Below are 21,715 nucleotides of genomic sequence, written 5' to 3'. Positions count from 1 at the left end.
GGAGGTCACCGGGTCACTTGTCCTTGCCGTAGAGCTGATCGACGAGGGTTTTGAGGACCTGGTCCGTGCGTGGGCCGTAGTTGAGCAGCACGCCGTCGTCCACGGAGACGATGCGGCGGTCCACGCCGGCCGGGGTCTCGGCGACTCCGGGGACCTTGAGGAGTCCCTCCACCCCGTTGACGGACGTGAGCCCCTTGCTCATCACGAGGATCGCGTCGGGCGCGGCCTTCACCAGCGCCTCGCTCGTGATCGCGGTGAAGTCCTTGTTCAGCCCGGAGTCCTTGCCCGCGTCGACCGCACCGGCCGCCTCCAGGAGCGAGGCCGCCCCGGAGTCGCGCCCGCCGAGCAGGTACACGGACGCCGAACCGCGCAGGTAGAGGAACGTCACGCGCGGCTTCTTGCCGTCCTTCGGCTTCGGGATGTCCTTCTGGACGGCGGCGATGCGTTCCTGGGTCCGCTTCTTCAGTTCGGCACCGGCCGGCCGCACGCCCAGCGCGGCGGCAACCGCGTCGATGCGCCTGTCGACGTCGGCGAGTTCCTTGGCGGGCTCGACGACGACGAGGGGGATGCCCGCGTCACGGATCTGGGCGACCGCCTCGGCGGGTCCCGTGGTGGTGTCGGCGAGGACGACCGTCGGCTTCAGGGAGAGGACGCTCTCCGCCGACACGTCGTGCGCCCGCGTCACCACCGGGAGGGCCTTGGCCTGCTCGAAGGTGGCGGTGATGTCGCGGGCCACCACGTTCTGTCCGAGACCGAGGGTGAAGACGATCTCGTTCAGGCTGCCGGTCAGCGGCACGATCCGGTCGGTGGAGGTGACCTTGACCCGCTTGCCGTCGGCGGACGCGACCGTGACGGGCAGCTGGGGTCCGGGTGCGGTGGCGAGGGGCTCGACGCGGTCGGGAGCCTGCTGGCCCTCGGCCTTCGGCGGTGCGTACCCGTCGGGCTCGGGGACGGCGGCGCAGCCGGTGGCGGCGACGGCGAGGGCGAGCACGGACATCAGGGCGCCTGCCAGGCGTGAGGGGCGCGGGGATGCGGCCGGCGTTCGCACGGAGTGCACCGTCCTGTTCTGTTGCGGTCTCTGCGGACTGTCTCTGCGGACTGTCTCTTACGGGCTCAAGTGGCTGCTGTTGCGGGGGAGTTATTGCTGTCCGGCCGATTCGTCAGGGTGCGGAGGGTTCCGGACCAGGTCGGGCATAGCTTAGGTTAGCCTTACCTCGCTTGCCAGACCTCGGAGGGACCCTGATGTTGTCGACCGGATCGGCCCGCGCATGCGCCGTCGCGCTCCTTGCGGCCGTGCTCGGGGCTCTGCTCCCGGCCTCCGCAGCCAGTGCGGCGGCGCGCACCGTACAAGGCGGCAGGCTCGACTGGGGGATCAAGTCCTCCTTCCAGAGTTACGTCACCGGGCCCATAGCCAAGGGGAACTTCACCCTCCGGAGCGGGGCCGCGACCGTCGGCGGAAGCCAGTTCCGCTTCCACTCGGCCTCCGGTTCGTACGACCCGGTCAGCGGGGCGCTCAGCTCCGGCTTCTCCGGCGGGGTGCGCTTCACCGGCCACCAGAAGCCGGACGGCACCCACGAACTGGACCTCACCCTCAGCCGTCCCACCGTCAGGATCTCCGGCGGCAGCGGCACCCTCTTCGCGGACGTCACCAGCAGGAGCAAGGCCACCGGGAAGGTGACCAGCTCCGCGCAGATCCCGCTCGCCTCCCTCGCCGTGGGCGGTATCAACATGAAGGGCGGCGGCAGCCCGGTCGCCCTCAACAACGTTCCCGCGACGCTGACTTCGCAGGGCGCGAGCGCCTTCGCCGGCTACTACACGGCGGGCACCGCACTCGACCCGGTCAGCCTGTCGGCGGACGTGGCGGCGGGGGCCAAGGAACCGGCGAAGACCCCGGACGGGAAGAAGTCCGATGCCGAGAAGCCCGACGATAAGCCCGCGGGCGACGCGGCGTCCGGCGCCTTCCGGGACGCGGCCGTCGACTGGGGCGTACGGCGCACCTTCCGCGAGTACGTCACCGGCCCCCTCTCCAAGGGCAAGTGGGACCTGGGCGGGGGCGCACTGGACGGCGGCGCACTGTTCCGCTTCCCGCAGGGCAAGGGCGCGTACGACAGTACGGAGCAGACCCTCGACGCGGCCTTCGCGGGCAGCGTCCGCTTCTCCGGCGCGCACCTGGACCTGACGCTCTCGAAGGTCAACGTCAAGGTCGCGGACGGCACGGGCACCCTGGCCGCCGACGTCGCGACCAAGGACCTCCGGTCGAAGAAGGACGTCCGGACGGCCGCCGTGCCGCTGGTCACCTTCGAGGCGAAGGCGCTGACCGCCAAGGACGGCCTGGTCGACCTGGCCGAGGCCCCGGCGAAGCTGACCGAGCAGGGCGCGAAGGCGTTCGGCTCGATGTACCGGGCGGGCACCGACATGGACCCGGTGTCGCTCGCCGTCGCCGTCGACGACAAGGCGAAGCTGCCGGCCCTGCCGGACCTGGGCAGCGACACGAAGTCGGCTGCGGCGGGTGCCGGGGCCGAGAAGAAGCCTTCGGGGGCAGCGAAGACGGCCGCTTCCGCCTCCACCTCCACATCCGCCTCCGCTTCCTCGAACAGCGGGATGTACGTCGCCATCGGCGCGGTCGTCCTGGTGCTTGGCGCGGGGGTCGTGTACTTCGCGGTCCGCAGGCGCGGCAGCGGCAGCGGCAGCGGTACCGCCGCGAGTTGACCAACTCCCGCACGCAGCATCCCTCTTCTCCCCTCCCCTCCACTCCCCGCCTCTCTAGGAGTTCCCGGAACATGGCAGCCAACCGTCGCCCGATAGCCCTCGCCGCAGCCGTAGCCACGGTGGCCGCCGTCGGTGCCACCGCCTTCGCTCTCCCGGCCACCGCCGCCGAAGCGCCGGCCGGGCCCCCGGCCCAGATCAAGCTGAAGGACGGCACGCTGGACTGGGGCTTCAAGGAGTCCTTCCGCACGTACCTGGCCTCGCCGTTCTCCGGCGGCAGGATCACGGTTGCGGGCGGTGCCGAGCAGGCCGCGAACAACGGTGTGTTCACCTTCGTCGACGGTGTCGGCACGTACGACATGAAGACGCACGGCACGCAGACCGGCTTCAAGGGCTCGGTGCACTTCACCGCCCACGAGGGCGTTCTCGACGTCACGCTCTCGGACCTGAAGGTCGGCACGGCAGGCAAGGCCGGTGCGATCACCGCCGACGTCAGGTCGAAGCCGATGGGCAGCAAGGAGTTCGTCGTCCAGGACGACGTGGAGCTCGCCGCGCTCGACCTGTCCGCGGTGAAGCCCGGTCAGGGCGCCGGCGGGGCGATGGTCTTCAAGGACATTCCGGCGACACTGACGAAGGCGGGCTCGACGGCGTTCAACGGTCAGTACAAGGAGGGCGACAAGCTCGACCCGGCCACGCTCTCGGTGGTGGCCGACAGGGGCGGCGAGCCGACGAAGCCGCCGGTGGATCCGACGAAGCCGCCGGTCGACCCGACCAGGCCGCCGGTGGATCCGACGAAGCCGCCCTTGGACCCGACGAAGCCGCCCTTGGACCCGACGAAGCCGCCCCTCGACCCGACCGCGCCCCCGATCTCGGACCCGGGCCAGGCAAAGCCGCCGGTCGGCCCGCCGGCCGGGGCCGAGCAGGGTGCCGTCGTCGACGGCAACCTCGACTGGGGTGTACTGGGCCGCTTCCGGGACTACGTCACGGGCCCCATCGCGCACGGCAAGGTCGAGCTCTCCGGCGGCGCGGTGAAGTCCGGCGTCGGCTTCCGCTTCCCGAAGGGCAAGGGCTCCTTCGACGCGGAGAAGCAGAACCTCTCCGCGGCCTTCGCCGGCAAGGTCCGTTTCGTCGGTCACGAGGAGGGCGGCGAGTACACCCTCGACCTCAACTTCTCCGCGTTCAAGGTCGAGGTGAAGGGCGGCAGGGGGACGCTGGTCGCCGACGTGTCGACGAAGGACCGTGCGACGAAGAAGGTCGAGACCTTCAAGGCGCTGACGATCGCGGATCTGACCCCGGCGGGTGAACTGTCCGTCGTGGACGGCGTGGTGAAGCTCGCGGGCGTGCCGGCGAAGCTGACGGCGGGCGGCTCGAAGGCGTTCGGCGGGATGTACAAGGCGGGGCAGGAGCTGGATGCGCTGACGGTTGCGGTGTCGGTGGAGGAGGGGGCGAGGCTGCCGGGTGGCTCCGCCGGTGGTGCGGGTACGGCGGGCGGCTCCACGGGCGGTGCGGGTACGACCGGTGGCGGCAGTGTCGGCGGCGGCCTGGGAGGCGGCTCGGTCGGCGGCAACCTGGCTGCGACGGGCGCTTCGGCACCGTCGGGTGTGTTGGTGGGGGCGGCGGGGGCGCTGGCAGTTGCCGGCGGAGCCGTGGTGTTCGCGGCGCGAAAGCGGCGGGTGCAGGGCTGAGGGGTTTGATGGGGGGCGGCCCCGCTGCCCAAGGAGGCTAGGGGGAGGGCAGGAGGGGCGGCCCCGCTGCCCAAGGAGGCTAGGGGGCTAAGGGGCGGCAGTTAGGGGCGCGGGGAACTGCGCGATCAGCCACGACGCTCCCGCACGACGACCACCGGCCCTCACCCACCCCCACCCCCTCCTCCGCCCCACCCCCACCTCCGCCCCGCCCCCGGCCCCCCATGCTTCAATGCCGCCGTGAATGACCTAGACGTACTCCACGTGTTCTGCGCCCCCGACGGCACCCACGGCAACGCCCTCGGTGTGGTGCGGGACGCGCCCCGCACTTATCCCGGCCAAGACGCCCGGCAGGCCCGTGCGCGTGAACTCGGTTTCAGCGAGACCGTGTTCGTCGACGACCCCGAGCGCGGGGTCCTCGACATCTACACACCCACCTTCCGGCTGCCCTTCGCCGGGCACCCCCTCGTCGGCGCCGCCTGGCTGCTCGACATCGAGGTGCTGGAGCTCGCCGTCGGCGAGATCTTCGCGCGCCAGGACGGCGAGTTCACCTGGATCACGGCGCGCGCCGAGTGGGCGCCTGCGCGCACCCTCCAGCAGTACGCCACCGCGGCCGAGGTGGACGCCCTCCCCGCGCCCCCGCCCGGCGAGGGCTGGCTGTACGCGTGGGCCTGGGAGGACGAGGCCGCCGGGCGCGTCAGGGCCCGCGCCTTCCCCCGTCGCGACGACGGCATCGACGAGGACGAGGCGACGGGCGCCGCAGCCCTCCTCCTCACCGCACAGCTCGGCCGCGCCCTCAACATCAGGCAGGGGAAGGGCTCCCAGCTCCTCACCGCCCCGGGCCCGGACGGCCTGATCGAGCTCGGCGGCCGCGTCCGGTTCGGCGCGCAGGTGTGAGGGCGGAAGCACGGAAGGCCCGCGCCGACACCGGCGCGGGCCTCACCCTCACTGACGTACCGTCAAAAACTACGCACTGAGCGGGAATTCACCGCCCAGCTCCCTGAACACCGCCCCGTTGAAGTCGAATGCCCGCTTGCACTCCTCGATGATGCGCTTCTTCTCCAGCTCGTCCGCCGCGATCTTGTCCAGCAGCTCCCGGTAACTCCGCTTGAACGCGGCCGGGTTGGAGACGCCCTCGAAGACATAGAAGCGGACCCCGTCGCCCTTGCGGTCGAAGCCCCAGGTCTTCTCGGCCTTGTCGCGGATGATCTGGCCGCCCGACAGGTCGCCCAGGTAGCGCGTGTAGTGGTGGGCGACGTAGCCGCCGGGCCAGGTGACCGCGCACTCCGTGACACGTGCCGCGTACGCCGCCGTCGCGGGGAGTGCGACAAGGCCCTCGCGCCAGTGCGCGCCGCGCAGGTGCGTCAGGTCGCGCTCCAGCTCGGCGACGCGCATCAGCTCGGGCTGTATGAACGGGCCCGCGACCGGGTCGGTCCGCAGCGAGCCGGCGGCGTCCTCAAGAGCCTTGTAGACGAACCACAGCTGCTCGGTGTAGCGCGTGTACGCGTCCACGCCGAGCCTGCCGCCGAGGAGGTCGCCCATGAACGTCGAGGTCTCCGCCTCCGTGTGCTGCTCGTGCGAGGCGACACGGATCTGGGTGGAGAAGAGGGTGTCCAAAGCGGACCTCCGGTGACAGATGGGGCCGGATGGGAACAGGTGGGGGCGGACGGGGAGAGCGGTGGTGGCGGCAACGGCGCCCGCCCTCACTGATCTTCCCTGCTTAGGCTTACCTAAGTCAATCTGTTCCCGACACCCTGTCGGTAAAAACCCCGAACGGTCCACGACTCACGGCAGCGTCAGGATGTCCGCCCCGGTCTCCGTCACCACCAGCGTGTGCTCGAACTGGGCGGTGCGCCTGCGGTCCTTGGTGACGACCGTCCAGCCGTCCTCCCACATGTCGTACTCGTGCGTCCCCAGCGTCAGCATCGGCTCGATGGTGAACGTCATGCCGGGCTGCATCACGGTCGTCGCGTGCGGGCTGTCGTAGTGCGGCACGATCAGCCCGGAGTGGAAGGACGTCGAGATGCCGTGACCGGTGAAGTCCCGTACGACGCCGTAGCCGAAGCGCTTGGCGTACGACTCGATGACGCGGCCGATGATGTTGATCTGGCGGCCCGGCCTGACCGCCTTGATCGCGCGGTTGAGGGACTCGCGGGTCCGCTCCACCAACAGCTTCGACTCCTCGTCGACGTCGCCGCAGAAGTAGGTGGCGTTGTTGTCGCCGTGCACGCCGTTGATGTACGCGGTGACGTCGAGGTTCACGATGTCGCCGTCCTTCAGGACGGTCGAGTCGGGGATGCCGTGGCAGATGACCTCGTTGACCGAGCTGCACAGCGACTTCGGATAGCCCCGGTAGCCGAGGGTCGAGGGGTACGCCCCGTGGTCCACCATGAACTCGTGCGCGACCCGGTCGAGCTCGTCGGTGGTCACCCCCGGCGCGATGTGCTTGGCGGCCTCCTCCATCGCCTGAGCGGCGATGCGGCCCGCGATGCGCATCCGCTCGACGGTGTCGGAGTCCTGGACCTCGGGCCCTGTGTACGGCGTCGGCGCGGGTTTCCCGACGTACTCGGGGCGCCGGATGTTGCCGGGGACGGAACGGATGGGAGAGAGCTCCCCTGGTACGAGCAGCGACTGGCCAGACATGCCGACGAGTCTAGCCAGCGCCGCGGGGGCACTATGGCGTCATAGAGGACCGGCTCACGACACGAGGAGTCAAGGCGATGGCCCTGTTCAAACGACGTACCACCGGCAAGCCCGGCGAGTGGTTCTACTGCCTGGAGCACAAAACCGTCGAGGAGGGCCCGCAGTGCCCCTCGAAGGACCGCTTCGGGCCGTACGCCACCCAGCAGGAGGCGCAGCACGCCATGGAGACGGCGCGGGAGCGCAACCTGGAGTGGGAGAACGACCCGAAGTGGCACGACAAGGGGTCCCAGCAGGGCGGACAGGAGGAGGGCGGGGCCTGACCCCGGCCGTTACGCCGCCGTACGGGCAGGCTCTGCGGCTTGCCCCGGGGCCTGCCCTGCGGCCTGCTCAGCGGCCTGTCCTGCGGCCTGTCCGGCGACCGGCTCCGCGTCCCGCTCCCGCTGGGCCCGGCGGCGTACCGCGTCCGCGTCCGTCTCCGAGTCGTACGACATCAGCTTGGGCAGTACGGCGGCCAGCAGGCCCACCGCGACGACGCACGCCGCGCCACCGCTCCACACCGCGCCCCGTACGCCCGTCCAGCCCGCCACCGCACCGGAGCGGACCTGGCCGAGCTGCGGGCCGCAGCTGTAGGACAGGATCTCGATGCCGGCGAGCCGCCCGCGCAGCTCCTCGGGGATGGTCTGGTTCCAGATGGTGGAGCGGCCGAGCCCGCTGAGCATGTCGCCGGCGCCCGCGAAGGCGATGCAGAGCAGCACCAGCCAGATGTTGCTGCTCCAGCCGGCGGCGGTCATGGCAAGACCCCAGCCGGTCGCCCCGAGGACCACCAGCCGCCCGTGCCGCCGCACCTTGGACGCCCAGCCGCTGGTCAGCCCGACCACACACGCGCCGAGCGGCATCGCCGCATACATGAGGCCGAGCGACCACTCGGCGTCCAGGTCCTTCGCGAGGAAGGGGAAGATCGCGTTCGGGAACGCGAAGAACATCGCGGCCAGGTCGATCCCGTACGTACCGAGCAGCACCGGCTTGCTCCACGCGTAACGGGCACCCTCCGCTATGCCGCGCAGCGACGGCTTCTGCGCGTCGCGCGAGGGCGGGGCGGGGGAGAGCCGCAGACACATCACGACGGAGGCGGCGAACCCGGCGACGGTGACGGCGTACGCGGTCGGCGTGCCCGCCGACGCCACGACGAGCCCGGCGAGCGAGGGGCCGGCGATCGCCCCGACCTGCCAGCGCAGCGCGTTCAGGGCAGCGGCGGCGGTCAGCTGGTCGTGCGGCACGATCCGGGCCATGAGGGAGTCCAGAGCCGGGCGCTGGAGCCCGGCGAGGGCGGCCACCCCGGCGGCGACGACGTACAACGGCCAGAGCATGGGCTCCGGGAGGAGCGCGTTGACCAGCAGGACCACGGCCAGCACGCCGAGCCCGGCCTCCGTCAGCAGGATGATCCGCTTCCGGTCGACGGCGTCGGCGAGCGCCCCTCCGTACAGCCCGAACACGATCAGCGGCACCAGCTCCACAGCCCCGATCGCGCCGACGGCCAGCGGGGAATCGGTGAGGTGCGCGATCTGCAGCGGCAGCGCGACGAGAGCCATCGAACTGCCGAAGAACGCGACCAGCCCCTGCACCCACAGCAGCCGGAAGTCGGCGGAGGAGCGCCAGGGGGAGAGATCGGGAAGGAGGGAGGAGAGCTTTCGTGCCACGAGGGGTCATGGTGCGGCGGGATGGGTGGCGCAGGCAACTTGTTTTCGGGGCCCCGCTGCCCAAGAGGGCCGGCGGGCCAAGGGGGCCGGCGGGCCAAGGGGGTTTAGGGGCTAAGGCGGTTTGGGGCGAGGGGCAATCTTTTGGGGGCGCGGGGCCGTGTTGATATGCGGCTCCGCCGCGTGGGCGCGACCAGCCACGACGCACCCGCACGACGACCCTCTCAGCCCGTCGGCAGCCCGTAGGCAGCCCGGCCCGCCCGGCGTTGGAGGGCGCACGGACGCAGTCCGCGGACGGGGCGCAGCCCCGGGCCCCGGGCCCCACCGGCGCCGGCTGCGGCCCCAAACCCCTACCACCGCTCCGGCGGCGGCGCCGTCAGCCGCTCCGCGAGGCGGGACACCCGGTCCCGGAACCGCTTCCCGCCCCGTGGCCCCGGCACCGAATTCTCCCCGGCCGCCGCACTCACCAGGTGCTGGACCGTGTCCAGGTCCACCTCCCCGGCCGGCGGAACCGCGAGCAGCTCATGCGCCAGAGAGGCCAGTTCGGCCCCCTCGCCCTCCCCGGAGAGGGCCAGCACCGTGGCCCCCGCCCGGCGCACCCCGTCCACCCGCTCCAGCAGTCCCGGCTCCGCCGCCCCGGGCGCCACCACCAACAGCGTCTCCCCGCGCCCGGCCGCCTCCAGCCTGCCCAGGCCCACCGAAAGGTGCGCGGGGTCGTGCCGGCCCACCTCGTGCCGTACGAGGGTGGGGGCCAGCGCGGGCAGGCCCGACCACGCCGCCTCGTCCAGCAGGTGGGCGGCGAGGTGCCACGGCTCGTACCGCTCCGTACCGACCAGCAGCAGCCCGCTGCCCTGCGGCACCACCGAGCTGCGCAGCACCCCGGCGAACCGCCGCGTCGCGCCCAGCCACTCCGTACCGGCCAGGACTTCCCGCAGCAGTGCGACCCTCACGGCATCCATGGGCGGGATCCTCCCGTGCGCGGCGCGACGGTGTCCGCGGGTCCGGGTCCGGCTCACCCGGACGGGGCTGGCGTACCTGCAAGTAGGGTCGGGCCATGACTTCCACCACAGACTCCACCTCCCGGCCCGCAGCGGAGAAGAAGCCGGTCAAGGACCCCTGGGACCTGCCCGACGTCTCCGGTCTCGTCGTCGGCGTCCTCGGCGGCACAGGCGACCAGGGCCGCGGACTCGCCTACCGGCTGGCACGGGCCGGCCAGAAGGTGATCATCGGCTCGCGCGCCGCCGAGCGCGCCCAGACCGCCGCAGGCGAGCTGGGCCTCGGCGTCGAGGGCGCGGACAACGCCGAGTGCGCGCGCCGCAGCGACGTCGTGATCGTGGCCGTGCCGTGGGACGGGCACGCCAAGACCCTCGAATCGCTGCGCGAGGACCTCGCGGGCAAGCTCGTGATCGACTGCGTGAACCCGCTCGGCTTTGACAAGAAGGGTGCGTACGCGCTGAAGCCGGAGGAGGGCAGCGCCGCCGAGCAGGCCGCCGCGCTCCTCCCGGACTCGCGCGTCACGGCCGCCTTCCACCACCTCTCCGCGGTCCTGCTCCAGGACCCGGCGATCGAGGAGATCGACACCGACGTGATGGTGCTGGGCGAGGTGCGTGCCGACACCGACCTGGTGCAGGCGCTCGCCGCCCGCATCCCCGGCATGCGCGGCGTCTTCGCGGGCCGGCTGCGCAACGCCCACCAGGTGGAGTCGCTGGTCGCCAACCTGATCTCGGTGAACCGCCGCTACAAGGCGCACGCGGGCCTGCGCGTGACCGACGTACAGGACGAAGCGCGAACCGACGTACAGGACGAAGCGCGAACCGACGTATAAGGCGATCCGGGCATGGGGGACACTGGACGGGCAGCATCCGCAGCACCCGCAGTCCCCCCGTTGATCGGACAGGAGCCGTCCCCCATGCCCCGCCTCGCTCTGTACGCCCTGGTCGTCTGCGTTCTGTCGGTCGCCGCGGCCGTGGTCTCCTTCGCTGCGGGCAACCTGCTTGGCATCGTGTGGATCCTGCTGGCGGGCGTCTCGTCGAACATGACCTGGTACTACCTGCGCAAGGCGAAGGTGGAGAAGGAAGCAGCTGCGGCCTCCGTCTAGGAGGTGGGACAGGCCGGCGTCGCGTCGCCCCAGATCCGCGTCCAGAACTGGAACAGGTCACGCCCGCAGTACGCCTCCACCTCGTTCACACCGAGCCCGCCCGTGAGCGCGTAGATCACGTCAAAGAACACCCGGTTGACCTCCGGCACCCACAGCAGCGCGAAGACGAACAGCAGCCCGAAGGGCGCGAACGGCTCGATCTGCCGCCGGAGTTTGTACGAGAGCCAGGGCTCGATCACGCCGTACCCGTCGAGCCCCGGCACCGGCAGGAAGTTCAGGAGCGCCGCCGACACCTGGAGCAGGGCCAGGAAGGCCAGCGCGAAGCGGAAGGCGAGCGGGACGCCGTCCAGGGCGTCCAGCCAGAACGGCGCCGTGCAGACGACGGCGAACAGTACGTTCGTCAGCGGTCCTGCGGCGGAGATCAGGCTGTGCTTCCAGCGGCCCTGGATACGGCCCCGCTCGATGAAGACGGCGCCGCCGGGCAGGCCGATGCCGCCCAGGATCACGAACACGATCGGCAGCACGATGCTGAGCAGGGCGTGCGTGTACTTGAGCGGATTGAGGGTCAGATAGCCCTTCGCGCCGATGGTGATGTCGCCGCTGTGCAGGGCGGTGCGGGCGTGCGCGTACTCGTGCAGGCAGAGGGAGACGATCCAGGCGGACGTCACGAACAGGAACACGGCGATGCCGGGGGAGGCCGCGAAGCCGGTCCAGACGGCCCATCCCGTGACCGCCATGACGGCGACGATGCCGAGGAAGACCGGGCTGACCCGGCGATCCTTGCGGCTGATGGCGGTGGTCATGGGGGCGGCTCCTGGGAGTGGGCGGACGCGGGGATGCGGGGTACCGGGTGCGGGGTACGGGGTGTGGGCTTCCGGCGGCCTCGACCGTACCGGTGTTACGAGACCAACGTCCGGCACCGGCACAGAGGTTCCGGGGCAGATTGAATGCCTAGCCTCCTTGGGCAGTGGGGCATTGTGCGGGTGCGTCGTGGCTGGTCGCGCAGTTCCCCGCGCCCCTAAAAGACTGCCCCTTACCCGCAAGCCGGCCTTGGGCAGCGGGGCTGCCCCCCACGCGGAGCGCAACCGCTCCCGACCACACACGCTCGTCCCCGCCAGCGACAATGTCTGCGTGCGCTATCAGATCCTCGGCCCCGCCCGAGCCCTCCAGGACGACGGCACTCCCGTGCCCCTCGGCGGTACCCGCCTGCGTGCGACCCTGACCGCGCTCGCGCTGCGACCCGGCCGGCACGTTCCGGTGGCCGTGCTCGTCGGCGACGTGTGGGGTGACGCGGACACCCCGCCCGCCGACGCCCCCGCCGCCGTCCAGGCCCTGATCGCCCGGCTGCGCCGCAGCATCGGCCGGGAAGCGGTCACCTCCGTCGACGGCGGTTACGCACTCGCCGCCGACCCCGACGACGTCGACCTGTACCGGTTCGAACGCCTCACCACCGAAGGCACCCGCGCCCTCGCCGAGGCCGACCCGACGAAGGCCGTCGCCCTCCTCGACGACGCGCTCTCCCTCTGGCAGAGCGGCCCCGCCCTCGCCGACCTGCCGGAGCACGCCGCCGACTCGGCCCGCTGGGCGGCCCGCCGGCTCGACGCCCGGCGCGCCCGCCTCGCGGCCTCCCTCGCGCTGGGCCGCGCACAGGAAGTACTCCCCGAACTGGTCGCACTCTGCGAGGCCCACCCTCTCGACGAACCCCTCCAGGCCCTGCGCCTGCGCGCCCTGCACGCGGCGGGCCGCACGGCGGAGGCACTGGACGCGTACGAGGACGTACGCAAGGACCTCGCCGACCGCCTCGGCGTCGACCCGTCCACCGAACTCCGCACGCTGCACGCGGAGTTGCTGGAACCGGCCGAGGTGCCCGCCGTCAAGAACGCGCCCGTGCGGGCCGAGGGCCCCCGACCGCCCACCCCCTCCGCACCTCCCGCTCCGCCCGGCGGCAACCTCCGCGCCCGCCTCACCTCCTTCGTCGGCCGGGAGGCCGACATCGGCGCGATCCGGGGCGATCTCGCGCGGGCACGCCTGGTGACGCTGCTGGGCCCCGGCGGCGCGGGCAAGACGCGCCTCTCGCAGGAGGCGGCGGAGGCGGCGGAGATGCCAGAGACGCCCAAGACGCCAGAGACTGCCGGTGTACGCACCGTCGCCCCCGGCCCCGCCGCGTCCCCCTGGCCCGACGGCGTCTGGATGGTCGAACTCGCGCCCGTCGACGACCCGGACGCCGTCCCCGACGCCGTCCTCAACGCACTCGGTGCCCGCCAGACCGTCCTGCGCGGCGCCGGCGCCGAAAGCATCCGGGCCGCCGACCGACACGCCGACGACCCCCTCGTGCGGCTCACCGAGCACTGCTCCCGCCGCCGGATGCTGCTCCTGCTGGACAACTGCGAGCACTTGGTGGACGCAGCCGCCCGCCTCGCCGAGCACCTCCTCGCCCACTGTCCGGGCCTGACCGTCCTGGCCACCAGCCGCGAACCCCTCGGCGTGCCGGGGGAGTGGGTCCGCCCGGTCGACCCGCTGCCGCCGCACGTCGCGCTGCGGCTGTTCGGCGACCGCGGGGCCGCCGCCCGGCCCGGGTTCCGTATCGACGACGACCCGGACGCCGCCGCCGAGATCTGCCGCCGCCTCGACGGGCTGCCGCTCGCCATCGAGCTCGCTGCGGCCCGGCTGCGGATGCTCACCCCCCGACAGATCGCCGACCGGCTCGACGACCGGTTCCGGCTGCTCACCGGCGGCGCCAGGACCGTACTGCCGAGGCAGCAGACGCTGCGGGCGGTCGTCGACTGGTCGTGGGAGCTCCTCGACGAGGAAGAGCGGCGCGTGCTGTGCGCGCTGTCGGTCTTCGCGGGCGGCTGCGACCTCGCGGCGGCCGAGGCCGTCTGCGGGCCCGACGCGTTCGACCTGCTGGGCTCGCTCGTCGACAAGTCCCTCGTCGTCGCCGCACCGTCGCAGGGCGACGGCGGGATGCGCTACCACCTGCTGGAGACCGTCGCCGAATACGCCGCCGAGCGGCTGGAAGAGTCCGGGGCGCGGGCCGGGGCCGAGCGCCGCCACCTCGTCCACTACCGCGAACTCGCCCGCACCACCGACCCGTTGCTCCGCAGTCACGCCCAGCAGCGCTCGGTCGCCCTGATCCAGGGCGAGTACGAGAACCTGCGCACCGCGCTGCGGCACGCCGCCGCGACCGACGAGCACGAGGTGCTGTGCCTGGTGCACTCCCTCGCCTGGTACTGGCAGATGCGCGACCTGCGCACGGACTCCCGGCACTGGGCCGGCGCCGCCATGGAGCTGAGCCCCGACCCGTTCGCGGTGGACGCCCCGATCGTCGAGGCCGAACCGCTGTACGAGCGGTGCACGGACGCCCCGCCGCCGATGTCCCCCGCGCTCCTCCAGGAGGCCAGACGCGGTGTCCGGCTGATCCACATGGCCAACATGGACCACGACCACGACGCCTGGGCCACGCCCGAGTCCATCGCCTGGCTGAGCCGCGTCGTCGCCACGTACCGGCCGGGCCTCCCGCAGACCTGCCGCCAGCCGGGGTCGCTGTGGTTCTTCGCCGCCATCCTGACCGGCAGCAGCGTGTCCTTCCTGTACGAAGTACTCAACGTCACCGCGCGGGTCTGCCGCGAGCTGGGGTACGAGTGGGACCTGGCATTCACCCTCCAGCTGCGCGCCAACCTCATGGCCAACCTCAGCGCCCAGGCAAGTGCGGCCCAGCGGGACGCCGAGGAGAGCCTGGAGATCTTCGTCAGGCTCGGCGACGCCTGGGGCTGCGCCGAAGCGCTCTCCGCGCGCGGAGAGGCCTACGAGCGGTGCGGTGAGTACGCGGCCGCCGCCGAGGCCTACCGGGCCGCCACGGAGTACGCCGAGAAGTCCGAGGCCCACTCCCAGACCGCGGTGCTGCGCGCCCGGCTGGCCGGGGTGCTCATCGAGAGGGGGGAGGGGGACGTCGCGGAGGCGATTCTGCGGGACATCCTCGCCGACCGGGACCTGGCGGGGTACGAGGGATATCCGGCGGCCCGCCTGATCCTGTCGACGTGGCTGGGGCGCACCGGCCGCCCTGTCGAGGCGCGGGAGCAACTGGAATTCCTGCGCGGTGAGTTCGCGAGCGGCAACCTGGGGCTCTTCGACGGGATCGCGCTGGGGCTGCTGGCCTGGGTGAGCAACCTGGAGGGCAAGTTCGAGGAGTCCCTCGAACTCACCGTACGAGCCCTGGAGAGGTCCGGGGACGCGGTGGCACGGATGATCGCCCCGCAGACCATCGCCGTGCACCTGATGGGCGGCGCCGCCTCCCTGGTCGGCCTCGCCACCCGCGAGGACGCCGCGGACGGCTCCCTGGCCGTGGACGGTGCCCGGCTGCTCGGGGCGTACGCGGCGCTGCTGCCCGAGGGCCACTACTCGGACCCGCAGGAGGTCGGCATCCGCGATCACACCGAGCGGACGGCTCGCTCCGTGCTCGGCGACGCCGCGTACCGGGCGGCGTACGCCGAGGGCGCCCGCCTCTCCGAGGAGCAGGCGGGCGCCCTCGTACGCACTCGACGCGATCAGTACCGGACGGCAGGGGTGGGCGAGGACTGAACCTCACGCTTTCTTCACCTCAGGCCCTCTCAACCTCAGGCTTTCTCAACCTCAGGCTTTCTCGACCTCGGGCTTTCTCGACCTCAGGTCTTCTTGCGGAACTTGGAGATCGCCAGCGGCGCCGTCACCGCGGTGATCACCACGGCCCAGCCCAGCACCATCCATACGTCGCGCATCTCCAGGTTGCCCAGGAACAGACCGCGCGAGGCGTCCGCCAGGTTGGACAGCGGGTTGTAGTCGGTGAAGGTCTGCAGCCAGCCGGGCATCGTCTCCGGCTTGGCGAAGATCGACGAGCCGAACTGGAGCGGCATCAGCACGATCATCGCGATTCCCTGTACGGCCTGCGCCGTCTTCACGGAGAGCCCGATCAGGATGAAGATCCACATCAGCGAGGCGCCGAAGGCCAGCGACAGGCCGACGGCTGCCAGCACGTGCAGCGGCGAGGTCGCGACCGTCAGGCCGAGGATGAACCCGACGATCAGCAGGATCGTGAAGGCGACCAGCATCCGGCCGATCTCGGTGACGATCTTCGCGATGAGGACCGAGGAACGGGCGATCGGCATCGTCCGGAACCGGTCCATGACCCCCTTCTGGAAGTCCTCGTTGATGCCGGTGCCCACCGCCATCGACACGTTGAGGCCCATCATGGCCATCAGGCCGGGCACCAGATAGCTGACGTAGGCGTCCTGGTTGCCCTTGCCCGCCATCGCGCCGCCGAAGACGAACGTGAACAGCAGGGTGAAGATGATCGGCATGAACAGGACGTCGAACATCGACTCGGGGTCCTGCTTGATCTGGAGCATGTTGCGCCGGGCGAGGGCACCGATGTGCCGCAGGTTGGCGCGCAGGCCGATCCGGCCCTCATTGCCGTCGACGACGACGGCCGGCCGGGGCGGCTGCTGCTGCCCGGGTTCCTGCTTCGTCAGGGTGGCCGTGCTCATGCCGCTACCTCTTCCTTCGCGTCGCTGAGCTCGTCGCTGAGCGCGTCACTCTCGCTGCTCTTCTCGCCCGTGATCGCCAGGAACACCTCGTCCAGGCTGGGCAGGTCCGTGCCGATGCCGGCGATCGCGAAACCGCGCGACCCCAACAGGCCGATCACCGCGGTCAGTTGCTCGTCGCTGAGGATCGGCACGTACAGCAGGCCCTCCTCGGCGACCGTCGTGACGCCCCCGATGCCGTCCAGGCCCGCCTCGCGCAACGTGCCTGCCATGGCCTGGAGCTGGGCCGGGTCGCTGGGGCGGATCTGCAGTGTCCGTCCGCCGACCCTGGCCTTCAGCTCGTCGACCTTGCCCTCCGCGACGACCTTCCCCCGGTCGATGACGGTCAGCTCGCTCGCCAGCTGCTCGGCCTCCTCCATGTACTGCGTGGTGAGCAGGACGGTGACGCCCTCGCCGACCATCCGCTGCACCTCCGCCCACACCTCGTTCCGGGTGCGGGGGTCGAGGCCGGTGGTCGGCTCGTCCAGGTAGAGCACTGCGGGCTGCCCGATCATCGAGGCCGCCAGGTCGAGCCGGCGGCGCATACCGCCGGAGTACTGCGCGGCGGGCTTCTTCGCCGCCTCGGTGAGCGAGAACCGCTCCAGGAGGTCGTCGGAGCGCTTGCGGGCGTCCTTGCGGGACAGGTCGAGCAGCCGCCCGATCATGTAGAGGTTCTCCCAGCCGGAGAGCTTCTCGTCGACCGATGCGTACTGGCCGGTCAGGCCTATCGTGCGGCGCAGCTGGCGGGGCTGGCGGACCACGTCGTACCCGGCGACCGTCGCCGTGCCGGCGTCCGGCTGGACCAGGGTGGACAGGCACCGTACGAGCGTGGTCTTGCCCGCACCGTTGGGCCCGAGGACACCGAGCACGGTGCCCTCGCGGACGTCCAGGTCGATGCCGTCGAGGGCCTTGGTCCCGCCGTAGTGCTTGACCAGGCCGCGTACTTCGATGGCGTGGGTGGTGCTGCCGGTGCGGACGCTGCCGCCGTCCGGTTTCTTGTCGTATCGCGTCATGTCCGCCATTGGAGCAGCCCCCACTGACAATCAGCCGACAGACCCTTCCAGCCACCGACAGATCACCGACACGCGCCCCGCGCCCCCTGCCCCCGAGCCTCCTTGGGCAGCGGGGCCGCCCCCGGGGGCGGAACGGGTGGGCAAGGGGGCGGCCCCCACGCGGAGCCGCACCCCTCCCTACCGCCCACGCCTAGTGGAAGGTGTGCTCCTCCCGCGGGAACGACCCCCCCGCGACCTCGTCCGCGAAGGCCCGCGCCGCGTCCCCCAACGTCTGCCGCACATTCGCATACTGCTTCGTGAACCGCGGCACCTTCCCCCCCGTCAGACCGACCATGTCCGTGTAGACGAGCACCTGCGCATCCGTGTCCGCCCCCGCGCCGATCCCGATCGTCGGGATGGACAGGCTGCGGGTGACCTCCGCGGCCAGCTCCGCCGGCACCAGCTCCAGGACCAGCGCGAACGCACCCGCGTCCTGCGCCGCCTTCGCGTCCCGCAGCAGCCGGTGGGCCGCTTCGTCGCCGCGCCCCTGTACGCGGTAGCCGAGCGTGTTCACCGACTGCGGGGTGAGGCCGAGGTGCGACATCACGGGAATGCCGGAGGCCACCAGGAGTTCGGTCTGCGGCAGCGACCGCTCGCCGCCCTCCAGCTTGACCGCGCCGACGCCCGATTCCTTGATCAGGCGGGTGGCGTTGCGCAGGGCCTGGACGGGGCCCTCCTGGTACGAGCCGAACGGGAGGTCCGCGACGACCATCGCACGCGTGGTGCCCCGTACGACGGCGGCCGACAGGAAGGCCATCTCGTCCATCGTGACCGGCACGGTCGTCTCGTAACCGAGGTGGCAGTTGCCCATCGAGTCGCCGACGAGCAGCACCGGCACCCCGGCCTCGTCGAACACGGACGCCGTCATCGCGTCGTACGCGGTGAGCATGGGCCACTTCTCGCCGCGCTCCTTGGCGGCGGCGATCTGGTGGACGGTGATCCGACGCGTGCCGGTGCCCCCGTAGAGGGCCTTGGGGTCGGCGGTACGAGGGGGTGCAGCGTTTTGGGCAGCCTGAAGCGTCATGGCTGGTACAGCTCCTTCGTCATCTCGAAGCGCCCTTACGGCGTCTCCGGACCGCATCCATCGTAGGCACCCCTGGCCCCCGTCCGGAAGTGGGCCGCGTCGACACCCTTCCCACCTGCGTCTTTGTGCGCGTTTCGTCACAGTGGGCGAGTGCGGCCGCCGGACCGGAACCCCCGGCGGGTGCCCGGTCGTCCTCCTCGCCGTACGACCGCCCCGGATGGCGGCGGAGATGCGTACCGGTCATCGCCTAGGGTCAAGGGCGGGTCGGGGGCCGTACGGGCAAGGCAGCAGCAAGGCAGCAGCAAAGGCAAGTGAGGACAGCTCAATGGCGCAGGCGTACAGGCCGGACACCGGAAACGACGGCCCGGAGGCCGAGCCCTCCAGGACCGGTTCCGGGGCCACTGCCAGAGCCGCCGGCACCGTCGGTGGAGCCGATGCCGCGGGTGGTGCCGATGCCGCGGCCGGTACCGACACCCGCACCGACACCGGCACCGGCACCCGCACCCGCACCGGCTCCCGCTGGCGCGGGGCGGCCGGCGGCAGCTGGCGCGGCGACCGTCGCATCTGGCGCCGGGGCATCTTCCTCGCGGTCCTCGCCGTCCTGGTCGCCCTCGTGATGATCTTCCACGCGGAGATCCCCAACACCGTCGGCAACCTCGGCAGCCTCACCGAGACGTTCCTGCCCTGGCTCGGCCTCGCGGTTCCGCTGCTGCTGGTCCTGGCCCTGCTGCGCCGCTCGGCGCTCGCCCTGGTCGCGCTGATCCTCCCGGCAGCCGTGTGGCTCAACCTCTTCGGCGGGCTCTACACCGACAAGTCGACACCCGGCGGAGATCTCACCGTCGCCACCCACAACGTCAACGCCGAGAACAGCGACCCCGAGGGCACCGTCCGCGTCCTCGCCGCATCCGGTGCGGACGTCGTCGCCCTGGAGGAGATCGCGGGCGACAACCTCGCCGGCTACGAGAAGGCCATGCGCGGCACGTACAAGTACCACACCGTGCAGGGCACCGTCGGGCTGTGGAGCAAGTACCCGATGACCGACACCCGCAAGGTCGACATCAAGCTCGGCTGGGCGCGCGCGCTGCGCGCCACGGTGGCCGCGCCGAAGGGCGACGTCGCGGTGTACGTGGCCCACATGCCGTCCGTACGGGTCAAGCTCAATGCGGGCTTCACCGCAGGTCAGCGCGATGACAGCGCCGACGCGCTGGGCGAGGCCATCGCCCGCGAGCCGGTGCGCCGGGTGGTCCTGCTCGGTGACCTCAACGGCACCATGAACGACCGCGCCCTCAACGGCATCACCGCCCAGATGCGCTCCACGCAGGGCGCGGCGGGCGACGGGTTCGGCTTCAGCTGGCCGGCCGCGTTCCCGATGGCGCGCATCGACCAGATCATGGTCAGGGGCGTGGAACCGGTGTCCTCGTGGACGCTGCCGCAGACGGCGAGCGACCATCTGCCGATCGCGGCACGGGTCAAGTTCTAGCCGTACGAACTCAACGGATCAACCCGCCGACTCCCGCCACCTGTTGGTGATCGGCAGCCTGCGGTCCTTGCCGAAGCCCTTCGGGGAGATCTTGGTGCCCGGCGGGTACTGGCGGCGCTTGTACTCCGCCGTGTCCACCATCCGCAGCGTCTTCGCGACCAGCGCGCGGTCGAAGCCCTCGGCCACGATCGCCTCCAGCCCCTGGTCCCGGTCGACGTACAGCTCCAGGATCCGGTCGAGGACGTCGTAGTCGGGGAGCGAATCGGTGTCGACCTGGCCGGGGCGCAACTCGGCGCTCGGCGGCTTGGCGATCGAGTTCTCCGGGATCGGCGGGGTCTGGCCGCGTTCCTCGGCGGCCTTGTTGCGCCAGCGGGCGAGCTCGAAGATCCACGTCTTGTAGACGTCCTTGATGGGGCCGTACGCGCCGACGGAGTCGCCGTAGAGCGTTGAGTAGCCCACCGCCAGCTCGGACTTGTTGCCCGGGGCGAGGACGATGTGGCCCTCCTGGTTGGAGAGCGCCATCAGGGTGGTGCCGCGCAACCGGGACTGGAGGTTCTCCTCGGCGAGACCGGTCAGGCCGAGGGCCTCCATGTACGCGTCGAACATCGGGCCGATGGCGACGGTCCGGTAGTTCAGTCCGGTACGGCGGGCCAGTTCGGCGGCGTCGTCCTTGGAGTGGTCCGAGCTGTACTTGGACGGCATGGACACGCCGTACACGTTCTGCGCGCCGACCGCGTCGCAGGCGATGGCGGCGACGAGGGCGGAGTCGATGCCGCCGGACAGCCCGATCAGGACCGAGCGGAAACCGTTCTTCGCGGCGTACGCGCGCAGCCCGACGACCAGCGCGGTGTAGATCTCCTCGGTGTCCTCCAGGCGCGCCGAGTAGCCGCCGGTCAGCTCGGCGTCGTACGCCGGGAGCGGTTCGGCGCTCAGCACCACGCGGTCGACGTGCAGGCCGTCGTCGACCATTCCGGTGACCGGGTCGTCGCTCGCGGCGGGCAGCTCCAGATCGAGCAGCATGCTGCCCTCGCTGAACTGCGGGGCGCGCGCGATGACTTCGCCGTCCTTGTCGCAGACGATCGAGTCGCCGTCGTAGACGAGCTCGTCCTGGCCGCCGGTCATCGCGACGTACGCGGTCGTGCAGCCGGCCTCCCGGGCGCGCGAGCGCACCAGGTCGAGGCGGGTGTCGTCCTTGTGCACCTCGTACGGGGAGGCGTTGACGGACAGCAGCAGCCCGGCCCCGGCGGTACGGGCGGCGGGGACGCGGCCGCCGTCCTGCCAGAGGTCCTCGCAGATGGCGAGCGCGACGTCCACGCCGTGCACCCGGATCACGGGCAGCGAGTCGCCCGGCACGAAGTACCGGAACTCGTCGAAGACGCCGTAGTTGGGCAGATGGTGCTTGGCGAAGGAGAGCGCCACCCGGCCGCCGTACAGTACGGCGGCGGCGTCCTGCGGGGCGCCCGCGGGCTGGCCGTAGCGGGTCTTGGCCTTCGCCGCCCGGTCGAGGTAACCGACGACGACCGGGATGTCCCCGAAACCCTCCTCGCCGAGCCGCACGGCGAGCGCGCGCAAGGCGTCACGGGAGGCGTCGACGAAGGACGACCGCAGCGCCAGGTCCTCGACGGGGTAGCCGGTCAGCGCCATCTCGGGGAACGCGATCAGATGCGCCCCCTGCTCGGCGGCGTGCCGGGTCCAGTGGACAATCGCCTCGGCGTTCCCGGCGAGATCGCCGACCGTCGAGTCGATCTGATTCAGAGCGAGACGTAGTTGAGGCACGCCCG

General features: G+C 71.6%; 18 protein-coding genes. 8 read left to right on the top strand and 10 right to left on the bottom strand.

Features of this window, described 5'->3' with window-relative positions; translation table 11 throughout:
- Positions 1–13: 13 nt before the first annotated feature.
- Complete coding sequence (locus tag AB0D18_RS24800) at positions 14–997, bottom strand: ABC transporter substrate-binding protein (protein WP_362422450.1); 984 nt, start codon at positions 995–997, stop codon at positions 14–16.
- A gap of 245 nt (positions 998–1,242) precedes the next feature.
- Between AB0D18_RS24800 and AB0D18_RS24795 the strand changes: the two genes are divergently transcribed.
- The 3 genes from AB0D18_RS24795 (at position 1,243) to AB0D18_RS24785 (ending at position 5,285) form a co-directional block, all read left to right on the top strand.
- Positions 1,243–2,709, top strand: coding sequence for an HtaA domain-containing protein (locus AB0D18_RS24795; protein WP_362422447.1), 1,467 nt, complete (start codon positions 1,243–1,245; stop codon positions 2,707–2,709).
- Positions 2,710–2,780: 71 nt separating this feature from the next.
- Entirely contained in the window at positions 2,781–4,391 is a 1,611-nt protein-coding gene (locus tag AB0D18_RS24790) for an HtaA domain-containing protein (protein ID WP_362422444.1), read from the top strand.
- 237 nt (positions 4,392–4,628) lie between these two features.
- Positions 4,629–5,285, top strand: coding sequence for a PhzF family phenazine biosynthesis protein (locus AB0D18_RS24785; protein ID WP_362422442.1), 657 nt, complete (start codon positions 4,629–4,631; stop codon positions 5,283–5,285).
- 69 nt (positions 5,286–5,354) lie between these two features.
- On the opposite strand, the gene AB0D18_RS24780 is transcribed toward AB0D18_RS24785, so the two are convergent.
- The gene (locus tag AB0D18_RS24780; protein WP_362422439.1) at positions 5,355–6,005 is read right to left on the bottom strand and encodes a biliverdin-producing heme oxygenase; all 651 of its coding nucleotides are present in this window, start codon (positions 6,003–6,005) and stop codon (positions 5,355–5,357) included.
- A gap of 168 nt (positions 6,006–6,173) precedes the next feature.
- Complete coding sequence (map, locus tag AB0D18_RS24775; RefSeq protein ID WP_362422436.1) at positions 6,174–7,031, bottom strand: type I methionyl aminopeptidase; 858 nt, start codon at positions 7,029–7,031, stop codon at positions 6,174–6,176.
- A 77-nt stretch (positions 7,032–7,108) separates the two neighbouring features.
- Between map and AB0D18_RS24770 the strand changes: the two genes are divergently transcribed.
- A complete protein-coding gene (locus AB0D18_RS24770; RefSeq protein WP_362422433.1) occupies positions 7,109–7,351 on the top strand; it encodes a hypothetical protein in 243 nt (80 codons plus the stop codon).
- Positions 7,352–7,360: 9 nt separating this feature from the next.
- Here AB0D18_RS24770 and AB0D18_RS24765 read toward each other — a convergent pair whose 3' ends face one another.
- Both AB0D18_RS24765 and AB0D18_RS24760 read right to left on the bottom strand, forming a co-directional pair.
- On the bottom strand, positions 7,361–8,728 hold the full coding sequence (locus tag AB0D18_RS24765) for an MFS transporter (protein ID WP_362422430.1): 1,368 nt from the start codon (positions 8,726–8,728) through the stop codon (positions 7,361–7,363).
- Between the two features lie 347 nt (positions 8,729–9,075).
- Complete coding sequence (locus AB0D18_RS24760) at positions 9,076–9,684, bottom strand: hypothetical protein (protein ID WP_362422428.1); 609 nt, start codon at positions 9,682–9,684, stop codon at positions 9,076–9,078.
- Between the two features lie 95 nt (positions 9,685–9,779).
- On the opposite strand from AB0D18_RS24760, the gene npdG reads away from it, so the two are divergent.
- Complete coding sequence (npdG, locus tag AB0D18_RS24755) at positions 9,780–10,550, top strand: NADPH-dependent F420 reductase (protein WP_362422425.1); 771 nt, start codon at positions 9,780–9,782, stop codon at positions 10,548–10,550.
- A 12-nt stretch (positions 10,551–10,562) separates the two neighbouring features.
- The gene (locus AB0D18_RS24750) at positions 10,563–10,823 is read left to right on the top strand and encodes a hypothetical protein (protein WP_362422422.1); all 261 of its coding nucleotides are present in this window, start codon (positions 10,563–10,565) and stop codon (positions 10,821–10,823) included.
- Here the strand turns inward: AB0D18_RS24750 and AB0D18_RS24745 are convergent.
- Positions 10,820–11,626, bottom strand: a complete 807-nt coding sequence (locus AB0D18_RS24745; RefSeq protein ID WP_362422419.1) for a site-2 protease family protein — start codon at positions 11,624–11,626, stop codon at positions 10,820–10,822. The two genes, AB0D18_RS24750 and AB0D18_RS24745, sit on opposite strands and share 4 nt — an antisense overlap.
- Positions 11,627–11,954: 328 nt before the next feature.
- Between AB0D18_RS24745 and AB0D18_RS24740 the strand changes: the two genes are divergently transcribed.
- Entirely contained in the window at positions 11,955–15,401 is a 3,447-nt protein-coding gene (locus tag AB0D18_RS24740) for a BTAD domain-containing putative transcriptional regulator (RefSeq protein ID WP_362422416.1), read from the top strand.
- An 83-nt stretch (positions 15,402–15,484) separates the two neighbouring features.
- Here AB0D18_RS24740 and AB0D18_RS24735 read toward each other — a convergent pair whose 3' ends face one another.
- From AB0D18_RS24735 to panB, 3 genes are all read right to left on the bottom strand, one after another.
- Positions 15,485–16,342, bottom strand: coding sequence for an ABC transporter permease (locus AB0D18_RS24735; protein ID WP_362422414.1), 858 nt, complete (start codon positions 16,340–16,342; stop codon positions 15,485–15,487).
- The gene (locus AB0D18_RS24730) at positions 16,339–17,391 is read right to left on the bottom strand and encodes an ATP-binding cassette domain-containing protein (protein WP_362422411.1); all 1,053 of its coding nucleotides are present in this window, start codon (positions 17,389–17,391) and stop codon (positions 16,339–16,341) included. The genes AB0D18_RS24735 and AB0D18_RS24730 overlap by 4 nt, the downstream gene beginning before the upstream one ends.
- A 190-nt stretch (positions 17,392–17,581) precedes the next feature.
- The gene (gene panB / locus AB0D18_RS24725) at positions 17,582–18,454 is read right to left on the bottom strand and encodes a 3-methyl-2-oxobutanoate hydroxymethyltransferase (protein WP_362422408.1); all 873 of its coding nucleotides are present in this window, start codon (positions 18,452–18,454) and stop codon (positions 17,582–17,584) included.
- Positions 18,455–18,779: 325 nt separating this feature from the next.
- Between panB and AB0D18_RS24720 the strand changes: the two genes are divergently transcribed.
- The gene (locus AB0D18_RS24720; RefSeq protein ID WP_362422405.1) at positions 18,780–19,934 is read left to right on the top strand and encodes an endonuclease/exonuclease/phosphatase family protein; all 1,155 of its coding nucleotides are present in this window, start codon (positions 18,780–18,782) and stop codon (positions 19,932–19,934) included.
- An 18-nt stretch (positions 19,935–19,952) separates the two neighbouring features.
- Here the strand turns inward: AB0D18_RS24720 and AB0D18_RS24715 are convergent, their stop codons facing one another.
- Positions 19,953–21,710 (bottom strand): NAD+ synthase, encoded by a 1,758-nt coding sequence (locus tag AB0D18_RS24715; RefSeq protein WP_362422403.1) that lies wholly within the window; start codon positions 21,708–21,710, stop codon positions 19,953–19,955.
- Positions 21,711–21,715 lie beyond the last annotated feature (5 nt).

This window comes from Streptomyces sp. NPDC048442 (genome assembly GCF_040651475.1).
Classification (GTDB): domain Bacteria; phylum Actinomycetota; class Actinomycetes; order Streptomycetales; family Streptomycetaceae; genus Streptomyces.
Note: the sequence above shows the minus strand (reverse complement) of the source record. Positions and strands in the feature narration are given on the sequence as shown.

What these genes read in the sequence shown, in the direction of transcription:
- AB0D18_RS24730 (WP_362422411.1), bottom strand. Translation starts at nt 17,391, where the DNA reads ATGACGCGATACGACAAGAAACCGGACGGCGGCAGCGTCCGCACCGGC.
- AB0D18_RS24790 (WP_362422444.1), top strand. Translation starts at nt 2,781, where the DNA reads ATGGCAGCCAACCGTCGCCCGATAGCCCTCGCCGCAGCCGTAGCCACG.
- map (WP_362422436.1), bottom strand. Translation starts at nt 7,031, where the DNA reads ATGTCTGGCCAGTCGCTGCTCGTACCAGGGGAGCTCTCTCCCATCCGT.
- AB0D18_RS24750 (WP_362422422.1), top strand. Translation starts at nt 10,563, where the DNA reads ATGGGGGACACTGGACGGGCAGCATCCGCAGCACCCGCAGTCCCCCCG.
- AB0D18_RS24760 (WP_362422428.1), bottom strand. Translation starts at nt 9,684, where the DNA reads ATGGATGCCGTGAGGGTCGCACTGCTGCGGGAAGTCCTGGCCGGTACG.
- npdG (WP_362422425.1), top strand. Translation starts at nt 9,780, where the DNA reads ATGACTTCCACCACAGACTCCACCTCCCGGCCCGCAGCGGAGAAGAAG.
- AB0D18_RS24720 (WP_362422405.1), top strand. Translation starts at nt 18,780, where the DNA reads ATGGCGCAGGCGTACAGGCCGGACACCGGAAACGACGGCCCGGAGGCC.
- AB0D18_RS24770 (WP_362422433.1), top strand. Translation starts at nt 7,109, where the DNA reads ATGGCCCTGTTCAAACGACGTACCACCGGCAAGCCCGGCGAGTGGTTC.
- panB (WP_362422408.1), bottom strand. Translation starts at nt 18,454, where the DNA reads ATGACGCTTCAGGCTGCCCAAAACGCTGCACCCCCTCGTACCGCCGAC.
- AB0D18_RS24800 (WP_362422450.1), bottom strand. Translation starts at nt 997, where the DNA reads ATGTCCGTGCTCGCCCTCGCCGTCGCCGCCACCGGCTGCGCCGCCGTC.
- AB0D18_RS24735 (WP_362422414.1), bottom strand. Translation starts at nt 16,342, where the DNA reads ATGAGCACGGCCACCCTGACGAAGCAGGAACCCGGGCAGCAGCAGCCG.
- AB0D18_RS24745 (WP_362422419.1), bottom strand. Translation starts at nt 11,626, where the DNA reads ATGACCACCGCCATCAGCCGCAAGGATCGCCGGGTCAGCCCGGTCTTC.
- AB0D18_RS24795 (WP_362422447.1), top strand. Translation starts at nt 1,243, where the DNA reads ATGTTGTCGACCGGATCGGCCCGCGCATGCGCCGTCGCGCTCCTTGCG.